This window comes from Rhizobium azibense, from assembly GCF_004342325.1.
GTDB lineage: Bacteria > Pseudomonadota > Alphaproteobacteria > Rhizobiales > Rhizobiaceae > Rhizobium > Rhizobium etli_B.
Genome location: NZ_SMBJ01000003.1, coordinates 522,039 through 542,618 on the forward strand (window position 1 = coordinate 522,039; position 20,580 = coordinate 542,618).

The 20,580-nt window shown below is 59.5% G+C and carries 23 protein-coding genes; 7 read left to right on the top strand and 16 right to left on the bottom strand.

The window, feature by feature from the left end:
• The first annotated feature begins 295 nt into the window (after positions 1-295).
• Complete coding sequence (locus EV130_RS10055) at positions 296-2,170, top strand: O-linked N-acetylglucosamine transferase, SPINDLY family protein (protein ID WP_081377133.1); 1,875 nt, start codon at positions 296-298, stop codon at positions 2,168-2,170.
• Between the two features lie 127 nt (positions 2,171-2,297).
• Here the strand turns inward: EV130_RS10055 and fliP are convergent, their stop codons facing one another.
• The 13 genes from fliP to flgF form a co-directional block, all read right to left on the bottom strand.
• Positions 2,298-3,035 carry a flagellar type III secretion system pore protein FliP gene (fliP, locus tag EV130_RS10060; protein ID WP_132551921.1) on the bottom strand — a complete coding sequence of 246 codons (738 nt, stop codon included), beginning with the start codon at positions 3,033-3,035 and terminating at the stop codon, positions 2,298-2,300.
• Positions 3,032-3,547 carry a flagellar basal body-associated FliL family protein gene (locus EV130_RS10065; protein WP_132551920.1) on the bottom strand — a complete coding sequence of 172 codons (516 nt, stop codon included), beginning with the start codon at positions 3,545-3,547 and terminating at the stop codon, positions 3,032-3,034. Before EV130_RS10065 ends, fliP begins: the two co-directional genes overlap by 4 nt.
• A 12-nt stretch (positions 3,548-3,559) precedes the next feature.
• Entirely contained in the window at positions 3,560-4,276 is a 717-nt protein-coding gene (flgH, locus tag EV130_RS10070; protein WP_074060210.1) for a flagellar basal body L-ring protein FlgH, read from the bottom strand.
• Positions 4,273-4,815 (bottom strand): MotE family protein, encoded by a 543-nt coding sequence (locus tag EV130_RS10075; RefSeq protein ID WP_074060209.1) that lies wholly within the window; start codon positions 4,813-4,815, stop codon positions 4,273-4,275. Before EV130_RS10075 ends, flgH begins: the two co-directional genes overlap by 4 nt.
• The gene (locus EV130_RS10080; RefSeq protein ID WP_074060208.1) at positions 4,812-5,933 is read right to left on the bottom strand and encodes a flagellar basal body P-ring protein FlgI; all 1,122 of its coding nucleotides are present in this window, start codon (positions 5,931-5,933) and stop codon (positions 4,812-4,814) included. Before EV130_RS10080 ends, EV130_RS10075 begins: the two co-directional genes overlap by 4 nt.
• A complete protein-coding gene (gene flgA, locus EV130_RS10085; protein WP_132551919.1) occupies positions 5,930-6,412 on the bottom strand; it encodes a flagellar basal body P-ring formation chaperone FlgA in 483 nt (160 codons plus the stop codon). Before flgA ends, EV130_RS10080 begins: the two co-directional genes overlap by 4 nt.
• Positions 6,413-6,428: 16 nt before the next feature.
• A complete protein-coding gene (flgG, locus tag EV130_RS10090; protein ID WP_074060206.1) occupies positions 6,429-7,217 on the bottom strand; it encodes a flagellar basal-body rod protein FlgG in 789 nt (262 codons plus the stop codon).
• 20 nt (positions 7,218-7,237) lie between these two features.
• Positions 7,238-7,567 carry a flagellar hook-basal body complex protein FliE gene (fliE, locus tag EV130_RS10095; protein ID WP_074060205.1) on the bottom strand — a complete coding sequence of 110 codons (330 nt, stop codon included), beginning with the start codon at positions 7,565-7,567 and terminating at the stop codon, positions 7,238-7,240.
• Positions 7,567-7,983, bottom strand: coding sequence for a flagellar basal body rod protein FlgC (flgC, locus tag EV130_RS10100; RefSeq protein ID WP_022718688.1), 417 nt, complete (start codon positions 7,981-7,983; stop codon positions 7,567-7,569). Before flgC ends, fliE begins: the two co-directional genes overlap by 1 nt.
• Positions 7,984-7,987: 4 nt before the next feature.
• Positions 7,988-8,380, bottom strand: coding sequence for a flagellar basal body rod protein FlgB (flgB, locus tag EV130_RS10105; RefSeq protein WP_074060204.1), 393 nt, complete (start codon positions 8,378-8,380; stop codon positions 7,988-7,990).
• Between the two features lie 160 nt (positions 8,381-8,540).
• Positions 8,541-9,098, bottom strand: coding sequence for a flagellar protein (locus tag EV130_RS10110; RefSeq protein WP_132551917.1), 558 nt, complete (start codon positions 9,096-9,098; stop codon positions 8,541-8,543).
• A gap of 2 nt (positions 9,099-9,100) precedes the next feature.
• Positions 9,101-10,507 (bottom strand): flagellar protein export ATPase FliI, encoded by a 1,407-nt coding sequence (fliI, locus tag EV130_RS10115; protein WP_132660155.1) that lies wholly within the window; start codon positions 10,505-10,507, stop codon positions 9,101-9,103.
• Between the two features lie 16 nt (positions 10,508-10,523).
• Positions 10,524-11,258: a flagellar basal-body rod protein FlgF gene (gene flgF / locus EV130_RS10120; protein WP_074060201.1), complete on the bottom strand. Its 735-nt coding sequence runs from the start codon at positions 11,256-11,258 to the stop codon at positions 10,524-10,526.
• A 236-nt stretch (positions 11,259-11,494) separates the two neighbouring features.
• On the opposite strand from flgF, the gene motA reads away from it, so the two are divergent.
• The 6 genes from motA (at position 11,495) to EV130_RS10150 (ending at position 16,691) form a co-directional block, all read left to right on the top strand.
• Positions 11,495-12,367, top strand: a complete 873-nt coding sequence (gene motA / locus EV130_RS10125) for a flagellar motor stator protein MotA (RefSeq protein ID WP_074060200.1) — start codon at positions 11,495-11,497, stop codon at positions 12,365-12,367.
• 6 nt (positions 12,368-12,373) lie between these two features.
• Positions 12,374-13,315: a FliM/FliN family flagellar motor switch protein gene (locus EV130_RS10130; protein WP_245520044.1), complete on the top strand. Its 942-nt coding sequence runs from the start codon at positions 12,374-12,376 to the stop codon at positions 13,313-13,315.
• 64 nt (positions 13,316-13,379) lie between these two features.
• Positions 13,380-13,967: a flagellar motor switch protein FliN gene (gene fliN, locus EV130_RS10135; RefSeq protein WP_132551916.1), complete on the top strand. Its 588-nt coding sequence runs from the start codon at positions 13,380-13,382 to the stop codon at positions 13,965-13,967.
• A gap of 28 nt (positions 13,968-13,995) precedes the next feature.
• A complete protein-coding gene (gene fliG, locus EV130_RS10140) occupies positions 13,996-15,036 on the top strand; it encodes a flagellar motor switch protein FliG (protein ID WP_074060197.1) in 1,041 nt (346 codons plus the stop codon).
• Positions 15,037-15,165: 129 nt separating this feature from the next.
• Positions 15,166-16,245 carry a flagellar biosynthesis protein FlhB gene (gene flhB / locus EV130_RS10145; RefSeq protein WP_074060196.1) on the top strand — a complete coding sequence of 360 codons (1,080 nt, stop codon included), beginning with the start codon at positions 15,166-15,168 and terminating at the stop codon, positions 16,243-16,245.
• A 5-nt stretch (positions 16,246-16,250) separates the two neighbouring features.
• Positions 16,251-16,691, top strand: a complete 441-nt coding sequence (locus EV130_RS10150) for a hypothetical protein (RefSeq protein WP_132660156.1) — start codon at positions 16,251-16,253, stop codon at positions 16,689-16,691.
• Positions 16,692-16,748: 57 nt separating this feature from the next.
• Here the strand turns inward: EV130_RS10150 and visR are convergent, their stop codons facing one another.
• The 3 genes from visR to fliF all read right to left on the bottom strand — a co-directional run bounded on the left by visR (position 16,749) and on the right by fliF (position 20,525).
• The gene (gene visR / locus EV130_RS10155; protein WP_132660157.1) at positions 16,749-17,498 is read right to left on the bottom strand and encodes a transcriptional regulator VisR; all 750 of its coding nucleotides are present in this window, start codon (positions 17,496-17,498) and stop codon (positions 16,749-16,751) included.
• A 9-nt stretch (positions 17,499-17,507) separates the two neighbouring features.
• Complete coding sequence (gene visN, locus EV130_RS10160; protein ID WP_132660158.1) at positions 17,508-18,248, bottom strand: transcriptional regulator VisN; 741 nt, start codon at positions 18,246-18,248, stop codon at positions 17,508-17,510.
• Between the two features lie 585 nt (positions 18,249-18,833).
• Positions 18,834-20,525, bottom strand: coding sequence for a flagellar basal-body MS-ring/collar protein FliF (gene fliF, locus EV130_RS10165; RefSeq protein ID WP_074060192.1), 1,692 nt, complete (start codon positions 20,523-20,525; stop codon positions 18,834-18,836).
• Between the last annotated feature and the right edge of the window lie 55 nt (positions 20,526-20,580).

The window sequence follows — 20,580 nt, forward strand, 5'->3', positions numbered from 1 at the left end:
CAATGCTTGCCAACTTCTTAAAACGAAGCAGTGCCCGAACGCCCACAGCAGGCGTAGTTAATGCACGGTAAATATCTGTAATCTCGAGCTAAAATTATTTCGTGGAGCGCCTCAACCGGCCACCTGTTTCAAGCAAGCTTCGCCCGGCAATATGCGATGAACCAGGGTTGGGATAATTGCGCCTTTGCGGTGACGTGGGCGCGACCCTGAACGGCGACATTCAAACGGATATTTCCGCACGGAGTTGGTTTTGAACAGCAAAGTTTCGTTTTCGGCAGCCTCCAAAGACTTCCAGATGGGCCGCTATACCCAATCGCTTGCAATACTGAACCAGCTCATCGACAGCCAACAGGACGCCAAAACCTACGCGCTGCTTGCAAAGAACCTTTTGCAGTTGGGCTTCAAGGCGGATGCGGCAAGATCCTATGCGCTCGCTGCGCAATACGACGGTCCGAACGCCTACGAATACCACAAGCAGGCCGCACGTCTGCATTTTGAGTGCGGGAACGAAGACGACGCATTGCTGATCGGGATGCGCAATCTGTCGAAGGCGCAGGATGACGCTGAACTTGCCTATATCCTGACCTCGATCTACCTGAACCGCCAGCAGCGCGACATCGTAAAACCGTTCAAGAAAGTGCTGTCGGAAAGTTCCAATCCGGACCACTCCAGGCTCGCCGCCCTGCTTCTGACCGACGACCTGCACGATCAGACCAACCAGATGCTCGCGCGCAACCTGTTCAAGCGCTACCCCGGCAATATCGCTTTCCGCTTTCTCTATCTTGTCTTCTTGCGCGAGTTCAACGACTTCGACGAAACCGACAAACACAGCGGTCCGATCATCGAGCGCATCGCCAAGGGCGACCTCGACGTGCTTCGCAAGGACAACCCCTTCTATCATCTTCACTGGAACGGCGACGAGCGCCTGAACCGGTTTGCCACGATCGGCACGACCCCCCTCAATCCAGAACGCGTCGCCATGCGGCGGAAGATGCCGCACACCTGGTCCGACAAGATCCGCGTCGGCTACATGTCCTCGGACTTCTGGGACCACCACGCGACGATGAAGCTCCTGCAGCGCATCCTCGAGCTGCACGATACCAGCCGCTTCGAAATTACGCTCTTTTGCCACACCGAGCCGGAGCATCTGGCTAAGAACACGACCGACCGCAGCCGATGGGGAAATGTCGTCGACGTGTACGGCCTTTCCAATGAAGCAATCGCTGCGGTCGTTCGCGAGCACAACATCGACATCATGGTCGACCTGAAGGGCCACACGGCCGGCAGTCGGGCGACGTCGTTCAACCTCCCGCTGGCGCCTGTTCACGTCGCCTGGCTCGGTTTTCCGGGAAGCACGCTCAACATCGATCTCGACTACGTCATCGGCGACCGCTTCGTCCTTCCGGATGCGGCAAAGCCGTATTACCATGAGAAATTCTGCAGGATGCCGGAAAGCTACCAGCCGAATGACCCGACGAACCGCCCGAAACCGAAGCCGATCTCGCGGGCCGAACTCGGACTGCCTGAAGATGCCTTCATCTTCGCTTCGTTCAACGGCAACCGCAAAATCATCGCCGAGACGATCGACAGCTGGTGCAACATCCTGAAACGCGCGCCCAACAGCGTTCTCTGGATCATGTCCAACGGCGCGCGCAACCAGGCAAATCTCTCCAAGAGGTTCCAGGAGGCCGGCATCTCGCAAAAGCGCATCATCTTCTGCCCGCGTGTCACCTACGAAGAACATATCACCCGCCAGCAGGCAGCCGACATCGGCATCGACACATTCCCGGTCAACGGTCACACGACAACGTCGGAGCAGCTATGGGGCGGCCTGCCGGTCCTGACAGTCAAGGGCACGAACTTCGCCTCGCGCGTCAGCGAGAGCCTGCAGCACGCGATCGGAATGCCCGAACTGGTTGCCCCGGACCTGAAGGCTTATGAGGACATGGCCGTCGAGCTGGCGCAAAATCCCGGAAAGATCGCCGGCTACAAGGCGCGCCTGAAAGCCAACGGCCCGATCATGCCGCTTTTCGATGCGGAGCGCTTCTGTCATCACCTGGAAACAGCCTATGAAATGATGGCAGAGCGCGCCAGGAACGGTCTTGACCCCGATCACATCGACGTGCCGGCCTTGCCGCCACGTACGGAGCCGTTCTACTCGGCGGAATAACTGCTGCATAAGCTGTTCTTCCCCGTCCTAAGCAACGAGGTTGGCGCGCGCGATTTGAATGGAGGAAACGCCGGGTAGCATGCCCGGCGCCTTGTCATTGCCGGCCAAACGGTATTGTCGGTGGAGGTTAGCTGAAGGATCGCACCAGGCTGCCGACGAGCAGGTTCCAGCCGTCGACCAAAACGAAGAACAGGATCTTAAACGGCAGCGAGATCGACGTCGGCGGCAGCATCATCATGCCCATTGCCATGGTGATCGTTGCAACGATCAGGTCGATGACGAGAAACGGCAGGACGATCAGGAAGCCGATCTCAAACCCGCGCCGGATCTCCGAAATCATGAAAGCGGGAATAAGAACACGGTAGTCGACCCGGGCACCGGTCTGGACGGTCTGGCCGCGTTCGCGCGCGAGATCGACGAAGAGCGCCAGATCCTTGTCGCGCGTATTGGCGGCCATGAACGTGCGGAAGGGCTCGGCAATGCGCTGCACGGCCTCCTGCTCGTTGATCTGGTTGGAAAGCAGCGGCTGCACGCCGCTCTGCCAGGCCTGGTCGAAGGTGGGAGACATGACGTAGAAGGTCATGAAGAGCGCCAACGAAAGCAGGATCATGTTGGAAGGGGTGGACGAAAGCCCCATGCCCGTGCGCAGGATCGAAAAGGCGATGACGAAGCGTGGAAAGCTCGTCACCATGATCAGAATGCCGGGAGCGACGGAAAGGACTGTCAGAAGGCCGAAGGTGCGGATGATCCAAGCGGCGACGGAGCCATCGACGGGTATGTTCAAAAGATCTGTCGGCAGCTGCTGGGCAACCGCCAATTCCGGCGCCGTCATCATGGCAGCGAAGAAAACTATGAATCGAATCATTCGATGACAAAGGTCCTGAACATGACCTTCGATACTCGTCCTTGCGAGCGCAGGTCAACACGTTCCCGTATGTCATCCCGCAGATATTGAAAGCCACGCGGTCCTTCAATCTGCTGAAGGGAAACGGTGCGAATGTAAGCCAGGATATCCTGGTGGATGTCCTCGGCCACTTTCACGTCCGGCGGACCGTTGAAAAGCAGCGCCACTTCGAGCCGGACCCAGTTTTCCGAGGGATAGGCGAGGTTCGACGTGATCGGCTCAAGCTGGACGACGTTGTTCGCCTCGGTGGAAATATGGGGCAGTCCGCCCTCGCCTTCCGTTGTCTGTTGGCCGCTGGCCGAAACCGTTAGCGCCGCTGCCTGCTCGGCGCTCTTGACGTTTGGCGCAATCATCGTGCCGACGAGCCAGCCGCCGCCGGCGCCGACAACGGTGAGTGCAAGAAGCCCCGCCGCCATGATCACCATGGCGGACTTCGCTTTCGGCTTGCCGTCGGTATCTTCTGAGTCTGCCATGGTCGTCCGGCCCTAGAGCGGCGAGAAGAGATCGATGGCCTGCTGGCCGCGTGGCGGCTGCTGCACTTCCATTAGGCGGCCACGGCCGCCGTAGGAGATGCGGGCTTCGGCGATCTTCTCGTAGGAGATCTGGTTTTCGGAATCGACGTCCTGCGGACGCACGATACCGGCAACATTGAGAATGCGGATTTCCTGGTTTACGCGGACTTCCTGCGAACCGCTGATGACAAGGTTGCCGTTTTCGAGGATGCCGGTGACGACAGCAGCGACGAGCAGCGTGAGCTTTTCGGATCGCTCGATCTTGCCCTTGCCGTCAGTGCTCGTGTCGGAACCGTAGGTGATGTCCGTCTCGGAGGTCGGATTCCAACCGAAGATGTTGGCCTGCACATCCCAATTGAGGCCGCTCGAATTCTGGCGGCTGCGATTGGTTTCGTTGTCGAACGTCGCCTTGTCGTTGATCTGGATATTGACCGTCAGGATGTCGCCGACGTTGAGTGCGCGCGCATCCTTGAAGAGCGCTGCCTGGGAATCGCTCCACAACGAATAGCCCTGCGCTACCTGGCGCGGCTGCTTCGGATAAAGGGCCATCTGCGGCGTTTGGCCATAAGCAAGGCCGCTGCCGATCGGGCTCATGGCGGGCGCCCGGCCGATCTCCCTCACAGCCTGCGGCGACTGGCAGCCGGCTAGAAGGGCAACAGCGGCAATGACAGCCGGGAAACGCTTGTTCATGAGGGATCCTTCGAGGTATTGGGATCGGACGCACTTGCGATGATATTGGCGATGACGGCCGCCTTCAGCGGATCCATCTCGTTCAGGATCAGGCTCGACTGACGCGAGCCGAGCCGCATGATCACCGCCGCGGCGATTTCGATCTTGACCTCCTGAAGCTGCAGCGCCGCAGCATCCGGCTTCATGTTCTTGAAGATGTCGGTAAGGCCGGCCTGAGCCTGCTTGAGGAAATCGTCGCGACGCTTCAGCCAGTCCTGGTACTCGGCCTTGCGCTTGTCCATCTCCGCCACGCGGGCATCGATATCGGCGCGCAGCTTTTCCAGTTCCTGCCTCTGCAGCAGATAGCGCCGATCTCGCGCCGGATCGGCGATGTTGGTGCAGAACTGCTTGATTTCCTCTTCCGAGCTCAGGTCGCCGGCAGGTCTTGCAGCTTCCTGGGCAAAGGCGCCGGGGATGGACAGAAGGATGGCCGCGGCAGCCGGTAACGAGAGCCGCCGTAGCAGTTCAGATATTCTGATGTCGAACTTCGATCCGATCATTGCAGTACGAGCTCCGCCTGCAGGGCGCCCGCGGACTTGATACCCTGCAGGATTGCGATGATACCATCCGGCTTGACGCCGATGTTGTTGAGACCTGCGACCAGGGTCCGCAAGTTAGGACCCTCGAGGATCGCGACCCGCCCGCCGTTTTGCTGCGCAGCAATATCTGTCTGCGGCTGAACGGCTGTGACGCCGCGCGAGAAGGGTTCCGGCTGGATAATCTGCGGCAGCTCGGTAACCTGTACGGTCAGGGTCCCGTAGCTGACCGCGACCGGCGAGACGCGGACATCCGCCCCGATGACGATCGTGCCGGTGCGCTCGTTGACCACGACCTTTGCCGGCGTATCGGTCTCGACGACCAGATTTTCTATGTCGGCCATCAATCGCGTCAGGTCCGCCGCACGCGGCTTCTGGACGATAACTTCCTGCGCGTCCCTCGCCTCGGCAACCGGACCGCCGAAACGTGCAGCCGCATAGCCGTTCACCACATCTGCAATGCGCACGGCCGTCGAAAAATCAGGGTTGCGAAGCTGCAGCACCAGATTGACGGAATCCTTGAATTGCGAGGGAAGCTCGCGCTCGATAATTGCACCGCCCGGGACGCGGCCGGCCGTCGTGACGCCCTCGGTCAGCGTTGCAGCCTGGCCCTGCGCCTGGAAGCCGGAGACAACGACGGAGCCCTGCGCGACTGCATAAATCTGGCCGTCGGCGCCCGAAAGCGATGTCATGACGAGCGTGCCGCCACGCAGCGAGGTCGCGTCGCCAAGCGAACTGACACTGACATCGATGCGGCTGCCGGGGCTTGCAAACGGCGGAAGGTTCGCCGTGACCATGACAGCAGCCGTATTCTTCGCATTGGATTCGCCGCCCTGCGTCGAAATGCCGAGGTTCTGCAGCATGGCGCGCATCGACTGTTCGGTGAACGGCGAAGCGCGGAAGCCGTCGCCCGTGCCCTGAAGGCCCACGATGAGACCGTAGCCGATGAGCTGATTGTCGCGCCCGGCCTGCAACGAGGCGATGTCCTTGATGCGCGAGGTCAGCGCAAATGCCGGCGTCACATGCGCCATGGACAAGGAAAGCGCCGCAAGGGCGATACACATGCGAGAGATTATCTTCATTTTGCCGCCACATGTATGGTGCCATCGGCAAGCACGGTGCCGCTGACGATGACGCCTGAATCCATGTTGCGGGCACGAACGACCTGGCCGGTAGAGCCGTCCTCGAGCGGCGAGCCTGCCGCCGAGATCGTCATCGCGCCGATGCGGAAGATAAGGCGAATCTGCGATCCGCGGGTGACAGTGTACGGCTCGCGCAGGGCCGAGACGGGGATCGTGCGTCCCGGCAGCAGCGTGCGCTTCGAGATCATGCCGCGAACTTCTTCGATGGATCTCGCATAGCCGCCAGCAAGGTTGGGATTGGTGACTTCGACCTCCTGAAGCTGGCCACCGCTGATCGTTTCTCCGGGATAGATGATGGCCGTCGGCACGACCGCATAGCCCATGCCGGCGCTCACGGAGCCGGGCAAGACGATGCCTGCGATCGCAACCGCGGCCAATGCCGTCGAAGCGACTGTATTTCTCGCCCGGCGAAACATCATGTTCGGCCCTTTCCTCTTACTTCAGGTTCTTGCTGACGATGGAGGCCATTTCGTCGGCGGTGGTGATGACCTTGGAGTTCATTTCATAGGCGCGCTGGGCCGATATCAGCTCGGTGATTTCCTTCACCGGATCGACGTTCGACGATTCCAGGTAGCCCTGCTTCATGTACGCAAAGCCCTCTTCGTCCGGCGTACCGACGACCGGGTCGCCCGAGGCCGGCGTCTGCTGGAAAAGGTTGTCGCCGAGTGGCTGAAGGCCGGCTTCGTTGACGAAGCTTGCAAGCGTCAGCTGGCCGAGCGTCGTCGGTTCCGTCTGGCCCGGGAGCTTTGCGGTGACTTCGCCGGACCGGCTGATCGTCAGTTCCGTCGAACCGGTCGGAATCGTGATGCCCGGGACGACCTCATAGCCGTCGACGGTGACGAGCTGTCCCTGGTCATTCTTGTTGAAAGCGCCCGCGCGCGTGTAGAGCGTCGTGCCGTCCGGGGCCTCGATCTGGAAGAAACCCTTGCCGATCAGCGCCACGTCGAGGTCGTTGCCGGTCTGGCTGAGCTCGCCTTGAATGTGCAGGTTGCGGATCGCAGATGTCTGCACGCCGAGGCCGATATTGGCGCCTTCCGGAACGATCGCCTGGTTGGCGCGGTTTGCGACGCCCTTGGCGCGTTCGGTCTGGTAGAGCAGATCGGTAAACTCGGCGCGTGCACGCTTGAAGCCTGTCGTATTGATGTTCGCGATGTTGTTCGCGATCACTTCGAGGTTTGTCTGCTGGGCATCCATGCCCGTAGCCGCAATGGCGAGCGCTCTCATCGGTTCGTCCTTAAATCCAGTTACATCTGCATCTTGGTGACTTCGAGAAAGGCCGACACGACCTTGTCACGGATTGCGATTGCGGTTTGCAGGGTCTGCTCGGCCTGCAGCATGGAATCGACAACTTCGCGGGTCGTCGCCGCACCCTTGATGCCGGCGAAGGACATGCTTTCAGCGCCCTTCATGGTACCGACGGCCTGCGTTGCCATGTTTCCGAGAACGGCCGCAAAGCTCTGGTCGTTCTTGGCGCTTTCGGCGGCAGAAGGAACCGTGGAGGAATTCTCGGTCGCAACGCTGCCGAGGCCGCGCGTTACGGAAAGGGAGCTGACGTTGGTTATGTTGTTGATCATTATTGGCTCTTCAGGAGATCGATCGTGGACGAGATCAGGTCGCGGGTCTGCTTGATGGTCTGCAGGTTGGCGTCATAGGAACGGTTGGCTTCGCGCATGTCGGCCATTTCGACCAGCATGTTGACATTCGGCAGCTTGACGACGCCGCGCTCGTCGGCACCCGGATTGCTCGGATCGTATTCCGTCGTGAAATCGGATTCGTCGACGCCGAGCTTCTTGACGCCTACTGTCGTCACACCGCCGGCGCGATCCACCTCCTCGCCAAACGTGATCGTCTTGCGGCGATAGGGATCGGCACCGGGCGTATCACCGGTCGAACGGGCGTTTGCGATATTTTCCGAGACGATGCGCAGGCGTGTCGACTGCGCTTCGAGTCCGGAACCTGCAATCTTCATTGCTGCTGACAAGGGATCCACGACATTACTTCCTTACGGTCATCAACATCATTCGGTGGAAGGAGCCCACCAAAGAGGTGTTCAACTCGTACTGACGCTTGATCTCGCCGGACTTGGACAGCTCCTCTGCAAGGCCGACGGTGTTGCCCGATTCCTGCACGCCGATTTCCTGGTCGAGTGCGGCTTCCCTGACGTCGATGCCGCCGCTGGTGCTGAAATCGTTGCCGCTGAAATGCGCCGGATTGGTGCGGGCCATCGTGATATCGGCCTTGTCGAGCACGGCCTCGAAAGGCGTCACGTCCTTGGCACGAAATTTCGGCGTGTTTGCATTTGCGATATTGCCGGCCACAACCTCCTGACGGATCGTCAGCCATTCCGCCTGCCGCGAGGCCAAGTCGAAAAGTTGAATCGGTTGCATGGGAACTCTCCGTTTTTACTGAGAGGACCCTAGGGCGGCAATCTTGCGTCAGACTTACGGAGAATTTCGGCTCTTTCCCGAAGCGATCTTTATGGAAGCGCCAAAAGGAAAGAGGCCCCGTCGCAGGCGCGGGAGCCTCCATCGGCCGCAGCAATCGAAATCATTTGTTCTGGTAGACTTCGCCGTTGGACGTGACGATCACCCATTTGCCGTTGCGCTCTTCCAGCGTGGCAAGACGGCTTTCGTCCGGCAGGATCGATCCGACGCGCACGACATACATGCCCGAGGAATCCTCGATCAGCGCGCGGCCGTTGGCGACATGCAGCAGCTTGAAACCGGAAACGGCCGGAAACGGCTGGTCGTCGGGCAAGGCACCCTTGTTGCTCTCCCTGCCGACATTCGAAACCGTCGCGGTCGTCAGCGGATCGAAGGGAGGCGCGGGCTTCTTCTCCACTTCGTTCTTGTTGACCATCGCAAGCGGCGAAACGCTGAAAACGTTGCGTTCGGGCCAATCCGGCAGGTCACGGCTCCGGTCCCCTTGTTCGACTTTGATGCTGAACTTGTCCTCGTTGAAGAAGACGTACCATGGGAAGAACGCCGCTGCGCCCGCCAGCGCAAGCCCGGTCACCGTCAGTACACGGTCGAGCATCAGCGCCTGCCGCTTTTCCAGCGGCTTCAAGGGAGCGATGCGCTCGTCATCATCGTCGAAAGTGGTCAAAGCTAGCCTCTGGGTCTCGTCGGGATGGTCGCCGGCTGGTTCGCAATCCCGGCAGCCGTCTTGAGTGCTGCCGCCAGGTCAGCAAAGGCATCGGCCGATTCGCGGTCTCCCGGCGACTGTTTCAAAACATCGTAAATAATCGGTACCTGCTTGACCGCCATGTCCAAATCCGCGTCTGCCCCCGGTCGGTAGCCGCCGATCAGGCGCAGGTCGCGGGTTTCCTCGAAGCGATGGATCAGCGCCTTCAGGCGCGAGACGAGCTTTTCCTGATCCGGCGTCCAGGCCTTGCGGGCAAGGCGCGAAATGGAAGCCAGCGGGTCGATCGGCGGATAGCGGCCCTCCTCCGCCAGGCTGCGCTGCAGGACGATGTGGCCGTCGAGAATGCCGCGCGTCGAGTCGGCGATCGGATCGTTGTGATTGTCGCCATCGACGAGGATCGAGATGATTGCAGTGATTGTTCCGGTGCCCTCCGGACCGGGACCTGCCCGCTCGAGCAGTCGCGGCATCTCGGTGAAAACGGATGCGGGATAGCCGCGGGCGATCGGCGGCTCGCCGGATGCCGTCGCCACTTCACGGATGGCGTGGGCAAAGCGCGTGATGCTGTCGACAATCAGGAGAACGTTGTCGCCCTGATCGCGGAAATGTTCGGCGATCGTCACCGCCGTCAACGGCGCCATCTTGCGCAGCATCGGGCTCTCGTCGCTGGTGGCGACAACAGCAATCGACTTCTTCATGTTCTCGCCAAGCGTGTCCTCGATGAATTCGCGCACTTCACGGCCGCGTTCGCCGACGAGCGCAATGACGACCCTGTCAAAGGCGTCGGCCTTGGCGAGCATCGAGAGCAGCGTCGATTTGCCGACGCCGGAGCCTGCGAAGATGCCCAGGCGCTGACCGTGGCATAACGGCGAAAAGATATCGATGGCGCGTACACCCGTCCGGAAGCCCTTGTTGACACGCTTGCGCGTCATCGAAGGCGGCGCGGCATTGGAAATCGAGCGGCGATCGAAGCCCTCGACGATCGGGCCAAGTCCGTCGATCGGTTCGCAGAGCGAATTGATCGTCCGGCCGCACCAGCTTTCGGCTGGCGATATTCGAAAAGCCCCCTTGCGGATGACCGTGTCACGAATGCCGATCGGCTCACCGGGTTCGATCGGGCAGACATAGGCAAGTTCCGGCTCGACGCGGACGACCTCGCCAAGATGGATGCCGGTCGCCGACTTGTGGGCGACGAATTCGCCGAGACGGACGTGGCGGGAAAGTCCGCTGACCGTATAGTGGCCGGCAGCGATCGTCTGGACATGGCCGCCATGTGCGACCGCATGTTCCGGCTTGATATAGCGGCCGACGAGGGCGGCAAGATGATCGAGCTTCGGCGAAAGCGCGTCTTCAGTCAGCGGTGTGTTGGTCATCCGTCAAACCTTCCGCTCAACGGCTGCCACCCAGAGTCTTGATGGCCTCGTTGAAGGAGCTTTCGCTGTCTGCCGTCAGCGAGGCGATGCTCTCGAAGGCACGGTTGACTTCGATCAGCTGGGTGATTTCGTGCATCGCGTTGACGTTGGAGTTTTCGAGATAGCCTTGCTCGATGCCGATATTGAACCGGTCGGTAACGGCCCGCGGCGTCTGCGTGGTCATCACGCCGCTGTTCTCATAGCGGAGATAACCCTTGGTTATATCGGCTTCGAAGAGACCGAGCGAGCCGACCTGCCGCCCGCCCTGGTAGATCATGCCGTCATTGCCGACCTTGGGCTCGCCACCGGCCGTGTTCAGCTGAATAGGCGCGCCGCCAGCGTCGAGAACCGGGTAGCCGCGGATCGACACGAGCTCGCCCGTATCCTTCATGGTGAAGCGGCCGTCCTTGGTCAGAACCTGACCCGCCGGTGTATCCAGTGCAAACCAGGCGTTACCCTTGATGGCAAAGTCCAGCATGTTGCCGGTGTGCTGCAGCTCCCCGCTGTCGCCGGACAGATAGTCGTTGCCCTGCGAGACGAAGGCAACCTTTGCGTTGAGCTTGTTGTCGGTGTCGCTCAGCAACTGATTGAACTTGATTTCCGTCCCGCGAAATCCGGTCGTGTTCACGTTGGCCATATTGTCCGCAATTGTCGTCAGGCGCTTTTCGAGTGCCATCTGGGATGACAAGGAAACATAAAGACCGGATTGCATGGTAGGCTCCTGGCATTGGCGATGAACGCAACGAAGACGGGGTCCCGTCGTTTGTTCGACCACGGTTTAACTGAGCGGCATCTCAGAAACAGACGAATCGGTTCCATTGGTCACCTCGAAGCTGACGGCAAATCCTTGCGCGAAGCTGGCATGCGGATGGGCGCCAACCATCAGCCTCACGCAAGCCAGCAACCCTATCCCTGAGGTTGAAAACAACGTTCAGGTTTGGACTGACGATGAATATCATTATCGGATTTGTGATTACCTGCGGCTGCATCGTCGGCAGCTTCATGGCGATGGGTGGCCATGTCGGCGCACTCTGGCAGCCCTTCGAACTCGTCATCATCGCCGGCGCCGGCCTGGGCAGCTTCATCATGGCGAACCCGATGAAGGTGGTGAAGGATTCCGCAAAGGCGCTCGGTGAAGCCTTCAAGCATACGGTGCCCAAGGAGCGGAATTACCTCGATACGCTGGGTGTTCTCTATTCGCTGATGCGCGACCTGCGCACGAAATCACGCAACGAAATCGAGGCGCATATCGACAATCCGGCCGAATCCTCGATCTTCCTCTCGGCTCCGACGATCCTGAAGAACAAGGAATTGACGGCATTCATCTGCGACTACGTCCGCTTGATCATTATCGGCAATGCCCGCTCGCATGAGATCGAGGCTCTGATGGACGAAGAGATAAACACGATCCTGCACGACAAGATGAAGCCGTATCACGCCATCCAGATCATGGGCGACGCTTTTCCGGCGATCGGTATCGTCGCCGCCGTTCTCGGCGTCATCAAGGCCATGGCGCACATCAACGATTCGCCGGAAGTCCTCGGACACCTGATCGGTTCGGCGCTCGTCGGCACCTTCCTCGGCATTCTGCTGTCTTATTGCCTCTGCTCGCCGCTCGTCTCCCAGATCAAGGTGGTGCGCACGAAGCAGCATCGCCTCTATGTCATCGTGAAGCAGACCTTGCTTGCCTACATGAACGGCTCGGTACCGCAGGTGGCTCTCGAATACGGCCGCAAGACGATTTCTGCTTACGAGCGCCCATCAATCGACGCGGTCGAACAGGAAATGATGAACCCGGGTGGCGAGAACAAGGCGGCCTAAAAGACCATGAGCAACCTTTCCCCTCAAAGACCGGCAATGGATCCGGTCCTTCTTGCAAAGCTGACGGGACGCTTCGGCGACCGGGCGACCATAGAAAAGCTCTGCGCTTCATTGTCGGAGGTCTATCGCGAATTCCTGCCGGATGTCTTCAAGAGTGAAACCGGGCTCGATATCGCTGTTGCCTATATCGGCTGCAGTTCCGGCTACAAGAACGATCTGATCGCCGACCTCGACACCAACGTCACCCTCGTCGAGGCGACGTTGCGCAACTGGTCGCAGAATATCACCTTTTCCTGCGGCAACAGCTTCGTCATCACACTGATGGAAAACCTGCTTGGGGCTGCCTCCGATACGATCGAGCAGCCGGCCGATAGATCGCTTTCGGTCATCGAACTTGAACTGGCGGTCATGGTTTTCGAGAAGATCGCCAATGTCTTGCGTTCCGCCGTCAATGCGCCGGGCGGCTTCGAACCCAGTCTTGGGCCGCCGCATCCGCATGAATTGCGCGCCCATCCCTCCAGCGACATGGCAGACGAATTCGCCTCGGCCATCAACATGTCAATCACGCTTTCGGGCATTGCGTCCGAGTTCTCGGTCATCGTGCCCCAGGCGCCACTGCTGAAGACGCAGATCTCAGCACCGAAGGCAACGAACCAGTCCGCCAAGTCCACGGAGTGGACCGAACAGCTCACCGAACAGGTCCACCGTTCTAATGTGACGCTCGACGCGAAAATCCGCCTTCAGGATCTGACGCTGCGCACCATCTCCAGGCTCGCGCCGGGCGATGTCATTCCGTTCCGCGATACCGGCGACGTCCGTGTCGAGGTCAGTGCTAACAGCAAGGAATTGTATGTGTGCGAGTTCGGGCGTTCCGGCGAAAATTATACCGTCAGGGTCAAAGATACGATCAGCTCCGACGACGAACTCATCCGGCATTTGATGAATTGATCGGCTCCCCTCCCTTCGGCTGCAACGGCAGTTTGAGGCAAGTTTCAACTGGAATAGTGATTTCATGGCTACGAAAAAAACTAAGCAGAACGACGATCTGTCACTGGAGCTTGCGGGCAACGAAGCCGACCTCGACCAGGCGATCGATGATCTGCGCGGGGTTTTGAAGCAGGATTCGGACGGCGGACTCGCGGACTTGGGCGAAGAGGCCGATGCATTCGGCGGCGGAACCGGCACCGACCTGGCGGCCTTCGGCGACTTTGGAAGCGATGGCGCAGCCGAGACATCCTTCGACAGCAGCGAGTTCGGCGGCGGCGACTTTGGCGGTTCTTCGAATTTCGGCGATACCGGTTTGTCGGCGGCAAGCGCCGAACCGGCACCGCTTGGCAGCGCGCTGTCTTCGAACTTCGAACTGATCATGGACATTCCGATCGACGTCCAGATCATGCTCGGCAGCAGCCGCATGCAGGTTTCCGGCCTGATGAATCTCAACGAAGGTGCGACAATCGCCCTCGACAAGAAAATTGGCGAGCCGGTTGAAATCATGGTGAACGGCCGCAAGATCGCACGTGGCGAAATCACCGTGCTCGAGAATGACGACACCCGCTTCGGGGTTAAACTGATAGAAGTTTTGAGCACAAAAAAAGCCTGACCCCGGTTAGGGGCGGAGAGGTTAGACCATGATGGACTTTGACGATTTCGGCGGCGCACTTGCCGGGAAACCGTTGACCCAGGCTGAAAAGGCAGCGGCTGTACTCCTCGCTATGGGGAAGGGAGTCGCAGGCCGGCTATTGAAGTATTTCACCCAGGCCGAATTGCAGACGATTATCTCCTCCGCACAGGCTCTGCGGGCCATTCCGCCGGATGAGCTTCTTGGTCTGGTAGCCGAATTCGAAGATCTTTTCACCGAAGGCGCCGGCCTTATGGACAATGCCAAGGCCATCGAGAGCATTCTCGAGGAGGGCCTGACACCGGACGAGGTGGACAGCCTTCTTGGTCGCCGCACCGCATTCCAGGCATACGAAACCTCAATCTGGGACCGACTCGGCGAGGGCGACCCGGCCTTCATCGGCAAGTTCCTGCTGCGCGAACATCCGCAGACCGTCGCCTATATCCTTTCGATGATGCCGTCTTCCTTCGGTGCCAAGGTGCTGATGCAGCTTCCCGACAGCCGCCGCGCCGACATCATGAACCGTACCGTCAACCTGAAATCCGTCAGCCCCAAGGTGGCGCAGATCATCGAAAAGCAGGTGATGACGCTGCTGGCCGAGGTCGAGGCCGAGAAGAATTCGGTCGGCTCGAACAAGGTTGCCGAACTCATGAACGAGATGGACAAGCCGCAGGTCGATACATTGCTCACGTCGCTGGAGTCGATCAGCCGCGAATCCGTCAACAAGGTTCGCCCGAAGATCTTCCTCTTCGACGACATTCTCTTCATGCCGCAGCGCAGCCGCGTCATGCTGCTCAACGATATCTCCGCCGACATTCTGACCATGGCCTTGCGCGGCGCGTCGCCCGAAATCCGCGAAGCCGTTCTGTCCTCGATCAGCCCGCGCCAGCGACGAATGATCGAATCGGACCTGCAGAGCGGCACTGTCGGCATCAATCCCCGCGAGATCGCCATTGCGCGGCGTGCTGTCGCCCAAGAAGCGATTCGTCTGGCAAATTCCGGCCAGATCCAGCTCAAGGAGACGGGGAGCGAAGCGCCGGCAGCCGCCTAAGCGTCTGCTTCTGTTGACAACCCGACGAGAGGCAGCTCACAGCGTTGATCGCGATCGACCACAAGACTACGCTTTTCAGAACGGGCCGCGCCATGCTGCGGCCCTTTCCATTGATGGAGGGCCGCGGACTTGGCTGATGAAGACAAGGACAGCAAAACAGAAGCCCCGACAGCAAAAAAGCAGGCCGACGCGGCAGAGAAGGGCAATACGCCCTTCTCTCGCGAAGTGCCGATCTTTGCCACTGTTCTTGCGACCTTCATCTATCTGACCTTCTATCTGCCTGACGGCATCAGCCGCGTCAGCGAATCGCTCCGCGACATCTTCGAGCAGCCGGACCAATGGAAGATCGAGACCGGGCCGGACGCGATGTCACTCTTCGTGCATCTCGGTTGGGTGAGCGCCGTGCTGCTCACGCCGGCCATGCTGCTGTTCATGACCTTCGGCGTCGTGGCATCCATTAGCCAGAACCTTCCCACTCCGGTTCTCGAACGCATCCGTCCGCAGCTATCGCGCCTTTCTCCGGCCAAGGGCTTTTCGCGCATCTTCAGCCTGCCTGGCCTGGTCGAATTCGGCAAGTCGCTCTTCAAGATCCTGATCGTCGGCGTGATCATGTTCTTCGTGCTGAAGAGCGAATATTTCAACGCGATCGACGCGATGTTCTCCGACCCGCAAACCTTCTTCGAGCGGACGATGACGATCATGCGCAAGATCGTGCTGGTCGTGCTTTTGGCGACGGCCGTCGTTGCGATCGCGGACTTCTTCTGGTCGCGGCATCACTGGTTCAGCGAACTCAAGATGACGCGCCATGAAGTCAAGGAGGAAAACAAGCAGGCTCAGGGCGACCCCTTCGTGAAGGGTCGCCAGCGCTCGCTGATGCGAGACCGTGCCCGCCGCCGCATGATTGCCAATGTCGACCGCGCCACGCTCGTCATCGCCAACCCGACGCACTATGCCGTGGCCTTGCGCTACGTGCGCGAAGAAAACGATGCGCCAGTGGTTCTCGCCAAGGGTCAGGACCTCATTGCCTTGAAAATCAGAGAGATAGCCGAAAAGAACGGAATTCCGGTTTTCGAAGATCCACCCCTTGCACGCTCCATGTTTGCGCAAGTCTCGATCGATAGTGTCATCCCATCAGTATTCTACAAGGCAGTGGCAGAGCTCATTCACCGGGTATATGCCGCCGACGCCAGGAACAAACGGGTAAGATAAGCCGAATGAAGAAATGCCCCTACTCTTCTCAGCGTGAACGAATTCTTGCCGAAGCCATCAGCCCGGTTGCGACCGAGCTTCGGCTTCTCGACGCTTCGGATCTGATTTCGCTGCTGCGCTTCGAGTATTACGGCAGCATCGCCGATCTGGTGGCGTCCGCCGCGGAGCTCTTCTTTCATCCTGGCACGGTCAATTTCGGACTTGGAGGCAACTACACGCTGGAATGGGGTGGCAAGCCTGAGGTCGTCCTCGATCTCGAGATCAAGCCGCACGGCGTGACGGTCTATGCGCAGCTGACCCTGGCCGAGGAGCATGCTGGCATCGACATCAATCACATCGCCTTCCATGAACCGTCTGCCGATCCAGACGTGAACACGGCCTTTCTCGAACGAAGCCTGCGCGAAAGCCGGTACAATACAGGCTCGCTGCAGGCGCTTGCGGGCTGATGGATCCCTCCGACATGAAGCGTAAAGAGCCCGGCTGGTCCGCCCGGCCCGCGCTTGTCAGCTGATGTAGCCGAGGCGAATGGCCTTGGCGATTGCCTGGACGCGATTGACCGAATCCAGCTTGATCGTCGCCGAGCCGAGGTAGGCATTGACCGTATGGACCGAAAGGCCGAGCTTGTCTGCTATCTCTTCGCTGATGCGTCCGTCGCCGGCAAGTTGCAGGCAAGCGATCTCGCGTTCGCTCAACGCTTCCGCCGCCGCCGCGCGGCGTTCGTCCAGCGAGAGCAGATCCATCATGATCTGGCAGCTGCGGCCGTGAAGCTCCACGATCATGTCGCTGCCGGGATCAAGATAGTCGCCGGTAAAGACGACGAAGCCATTTCCTGCAGCACCGAGCCGCACCGGAAACGCGAGGCCTGAAAAGGGCAGAATGCCATCCATCAGCCGGGCCATGAACGGCGCGAAACTGGCAGAGCCGGGCGCGGCGCGATCATGGCCGCCAGCCCAGGACACAGGCAGGAGGGACTTTTCGATATGGTCCAGCAGCGCGTCGCCGTAACTGTCCACAAGGGCCTTGCTTGAGGCCGCCGCTGCCGAAGGTCCCCAGTTTTCCAGTTCGCAGACCAGACGCTGCTTCACCGGCAGACCCGAGCCGCTCATCCGGTAGACTGCAAAATTCTGGGCATCCGCCAGTTTCTGCATCGCGACCAGCCGCGGGAAGAGGTCGGAGCGGCTGCTTAGCCTGTTCAGGCGCACGCTGCGTATGTGTTCGGTACTACCCATCGCCCTGTTTGACGAATGCCCCATAAATTCCCCTCAGACGAGATTGTTTCTCACCGCAAACGCTATGGCCTCGGAGCGAGTTTTCGTCGCCGTCTTTCGCATGACGCTCGTAATGTAGTTGTTGATCGTATTGCGGGAGATGCCCAGGATCATCGCGATCTCATCGCTGGTTTTGCCCTCGGCGATCCAGAAGAGACATTCGAGTTCCCGCTCCGTCAGCTCGAAATCGCGCTCCGGCCGGGCGCCTCCGCACCGGAGCGAACTTGCGAGATAGCCTGCAAGAAGGCCCACGTCCCTCAGCCGCTCCGGCGACAGGATGAAGCCGTCATCGAAAAGGAACATCAGCGACAGCCGCGAACGGCCGACATTCAAGGTCAAGGAACAATACTGGCGGCTGGCGCCATCCGGCACCTCGGCATTGTCGGGCAGAAGCGTAAAATTCGGCTGGAAGAGCTGCATGCACTTTTCGAGCTCGGTCGTGCGTGCATAGCTCGTCGTCAGTGACGTCGCCAGGGCCTTCACGAGATCGAACGGCCAGTCCGAGGATACGATGAAATCGAGGTCGGCCTCCTGTATGAGGTCTGATCGTGCCAGCAGGTAATGCGACGCTCCGACGTAGTCCGTTAGCGTGCGAAGCGCGAGCTGCAATCTACCGCTAACGGCAATTTCGCTGAGCTGCCCAATAAGCTCCTCGCGAGAGCAAAGATTGACGGTCTGGAGACCAACAAAGTTCGCGGCCTGATTTTCGCCCTTAAGCAGTATGCGCATATCCATCGGCAACGTCCCGCAGCTGAGTGCCCGTTCCTGCAAGGCAGTGTCTGCGCAGGGCCGTCGCGGCCTGCGGCAATGACTAAACGAATCACCCAAGGGTAAGTCAGACGATAGAAACTACCATATCTGAGTTCTTGGGATTTACTCTTGCCGCTTTCCGTGCGCGTGATTCGCGCTCAGACATCGCTTGATTAGCTGGCCTGGAATCTATTGTGATTCTCCCTATATCGCAAACAACACTCCGTTCGGGCCAGCGCCATATAAGTACTTCTGCGCCACAATTCATATCTACTTCAAACATCGACGACCTTGTTCTGACTATCGAGAACAAATTCGCCTAAGCGGCGCGTCTCAAATGAATATGTATTTGCCGAGTAAGTTTTTTGGCTTCAGCAGGCGTACCGCCAAGCGATTGATCTTTAATTATGCAAAGAGCGACTTACGCACCCGCCTTGATCTGGCAAATAATCGATGCCCCATTCAATCATGTGCAAAATATGGCCCCGCGGCAGCTTTCGATAACAAGTCCGTGATCGGGCAAGCGGGTGGTTGAAAAGGTCAAGAATGGCCGGTCTCCCGGCCTTTCGTTCACGCGGCGTTGTCCACTGCCCATTTCCTGAGGATTTTTGCCGCGCGTTCCTCGTTGATCTCGACCATTCGCGCGAGCTTCCGCTCCGGGCCCTCCTTGACGCGGCGGTTGAAGTTTCCGTCGTCGTCGCCCAGGCTGAGCAGGTCTTCGGTGCTGTCGAAGCCGAAGTCCGAGCCGAACCCGTCCATGAGCGCGCCGCCGCCAGCCGCTCCGCCGGCCGGAGCGAAGTCAGGCAGTTCCAGGCCGACACTTTCTGAAGACGTGTCGCCGATGGTTCCCGCACCGCTGCTGCTGATGCTGCGCACCAGGGGCCGCACGCCCATCCAGACCACCACGAAGGCGACGCCCAGGAAGGCCAGCGAGTTGATGATGCCGGCCAGGTTGCGGCTAAGCATATCGATGACGCGAACGCCGCCGGCGGCATCTTCGAGAAGCTGGTTCTCGAGGAAGTCCATCGCCGTCACGGTGACGACGTCGCCGCGATCCGCACTGATACCGGCCGCTGAAGAGACGATCTTCTGCATCTCGGCCAGATAAGCATCGATCTTGGCCTGATCGACAGGTTCGCCAACCATCTGGGCGATACGACCTTTGTTGACGACAACGGCGATCGAGAGCTTCTCGATCTCGTAGCTGTTGCGCGTCGTGGCCGTCGTCTTGCTGTTGATCTCGTAGTTGGTCTGCTCTTCCTTCTTGTCCGACTTGTCCTGCGATTCCGGACTATTGCTGCCACCTTGCTCGGGTGCGGCCTGCGGAACATTCTGCTCGACGGTCGTTGCGTTATCGGACTGCTTCTGCTGCGACTGCGAGGCTTCCTTCGTCGTGCGCACGGAGCGCTCCACCTTTGATTCCGGATCGTAGACGGTCTCCTGGATCTGCTGCGCATCCGTGTTGAGATCGGCAGTCACGCTGGAGCGGAAATTGTCCATGCCGAGGAAGGGAGCCAGGGCCTTGTCGATATTCGATTCGACTTCCTGCTGGACGTTCTGGACGATGTTGAGCGAGCGGTTCAGCGAACTGTTGCTTGCCTCGTCGCCAGATGCGAGCAACTGGCCGGCGGAATCAAGAATCGTCACGTCATCGACATCAAGCCCAGGCACGGCCGAGGCGACGAGGTGGCGGATCGAGGTGGCGGCACTTCGGCCTGCCGCAGCGCTCGCCCGGATCATGACGGAGGCTGTCGGCTTCTGTTCCGCCTTACGGAAGTTTCCCACTTCCGGCATGACGATGTGGACGCGAGCGGCGGTGATGCCCGAGATGGACTGGATGGTGCGGCCAATTTCGCCTTCGAGCGCCCGCACGCGTGTGACTTCCTGCATGAAGGAGGTGAGGCCGAGTGAGCCGACATTGTCGAAGAGTTCGTAGCCTGCATTCGCGCTGTTGGGCAGGCCGCGCTCGGCAAGCAGCAGGCGGGCCTTGCCCGTCATGCCGGCAGGCACGGTAATGCTTGAGCCGTCCGAACCGACCTGGAAGCCGATATTGGCTTCCGCAAGAGCCATGCTGATCTGGTTGAGGTCAGGAGTATCAAGGCCGACATAGAGCGTTTCCTGCGCCGGCTTGTTAACGAAAAAGGCAGCAGCCAAGATAATTGCAATTGAAAAAACGCCAACGCCAGCGAGCGCCAACAAGCGTGTCCGCCCGAGCGAACCCAAGTTCTTAATGAGTTGAACTAACTGATTTAACAGATTCATTCTGTTCTCGCACGATCCGTCAAAGACAAAACAGGCTTATTGCCTCATTTGTTGA

Bases quoted from the DNA above. Each gene is read 5' to 3' on its own strand.
- EV130_RS10055 (WP_081377133.1), top strand. From the start codon at position 296: ATGGGCCGCTATACCCAATCGCTTGCAATACTGAACCAGCTCATCGAC.
- fliP (WP_132551921.1), bottom strand. From the start codon at position 3,035: ATGATTCGATTCATAGTTTTCTTCGCTGCCATGATGACGGCGCCGGAA.
- EV130_RS10065 (WP_132551920.1), bottom strand. From the start codon at position 3,547: ATGGCAGACTCAGAAGATACCGACGGCAAGCCGAAAGCGAAGTCCGCC.
- flgH (WP_074060210.1), bottom strand. From the start codon at position 4,276: ATGAACAAGCGTTTCCCGGCTGTCATTGCCGCTGTTGCCCTTCTAGCC.
- EV130_RS10075 (WP_074060209.1), bottom strand. From the start codon at position 4,815: ATGATCGGATCGAAGTTCGACATCAGAATATCTGAACTGCTACGGCGG.
- EV130_RS10080 (WP_074060208.1), bottom strand. From the start codon at position 5,933: ATGAAGATAATCTCTCGCATGTGTATCGCCCTTGCGGCGCTTTCCTTG.
- flgA (WP_132551919.1), bottom strand. From the start codon at position 6,412: ATGATGTTTCGCCGGGCGAGAAATACAGTCGCTTCGACGGCATTGGCC.
- flgG (WP_074060206.1), bottom strand. From the start codon at position 7,217: ATGAGAGCGCTCGCCATTGCGGCTACGGGCATGGATGCCCAGCAGACA.
- fliE (WP_074060205.1), bottom strand. From the start codon at position 7,567: ATGATCAACAACATAACCAACGTCAGCTCCCTTTCCGTAACGCGCGGC.
- flgB (WP_074060204.1), bottom strand. From the start codon at position 8,380: ATGCAACCGATTCAACTTTTCGACTTGGCCTCGCGGCAGGCGGAATGG.
- fliI (WP_132660155.1), bottom strand. From the start codon at position 10,507: ATGACCAACACACCGCTGACTGAAGACGCGCTTTCGCCGAAGCTCGAT.
- flgF (WP_074060201.1), bottom strand. From the start codon at position 11,258: ATGCAATCCGGTCTTTATGTTTCCTTGTCATCCCAGATGGCACTCGAA.
- motA (WP_074060200.1), top strand. From the start codon at position 11,495: ATGAATATCATTATCGGATTTGTGATTACCTGCGGCTGCATCGTCGGC.
- EV130_RS10130 (WP_245520044.1), top strand. From the start codon at position 12,374: ATGAGCAACCTTTCCCCTCAAAGACCGGCAATGGATCCGGTCCTTCTT.
- fliN (WP_132551916.1), top strand. From the start codon at position 13,380: ATGGCTACGAAAAAAACTAAGCAGAACGACGATCTGTCACTGGAGCTT.
- fliG (WP_074060197.1), top strand. From the start codon at position 13,996: ATGATGGACTTTGACGATTTCGGCGGCGCACTTGCCGGGAAACCGTTG.
- EV130_RS10150 (WP_132660156.1), top strand. From the start codon at position 16,251: ATGAAGAAATGCCCCTACTCTTCTCAGCGTGAACGAATTCTTGCCGAA.
- visR (WP_132660157.1), bottom strand. From the start codon at position 17,498: ATGGGGCATTCGTCAAACAGGGCGATGGGTAGTACCGAACACATACGC.
- visN (WP_132660158.1), bottom strand. From the start codon at position 18,248: ATGGATATGCGCATACTGCTTAAGGGCGAAAATCAGGCCGCGAACTTT.
- fliF (WP_074060192.1), bottom strand. From the start codon at position 20,525: ATGAATCTGTTAAATCAGTTAGTTCAACTCATTAAGAACTTGGGTTCG.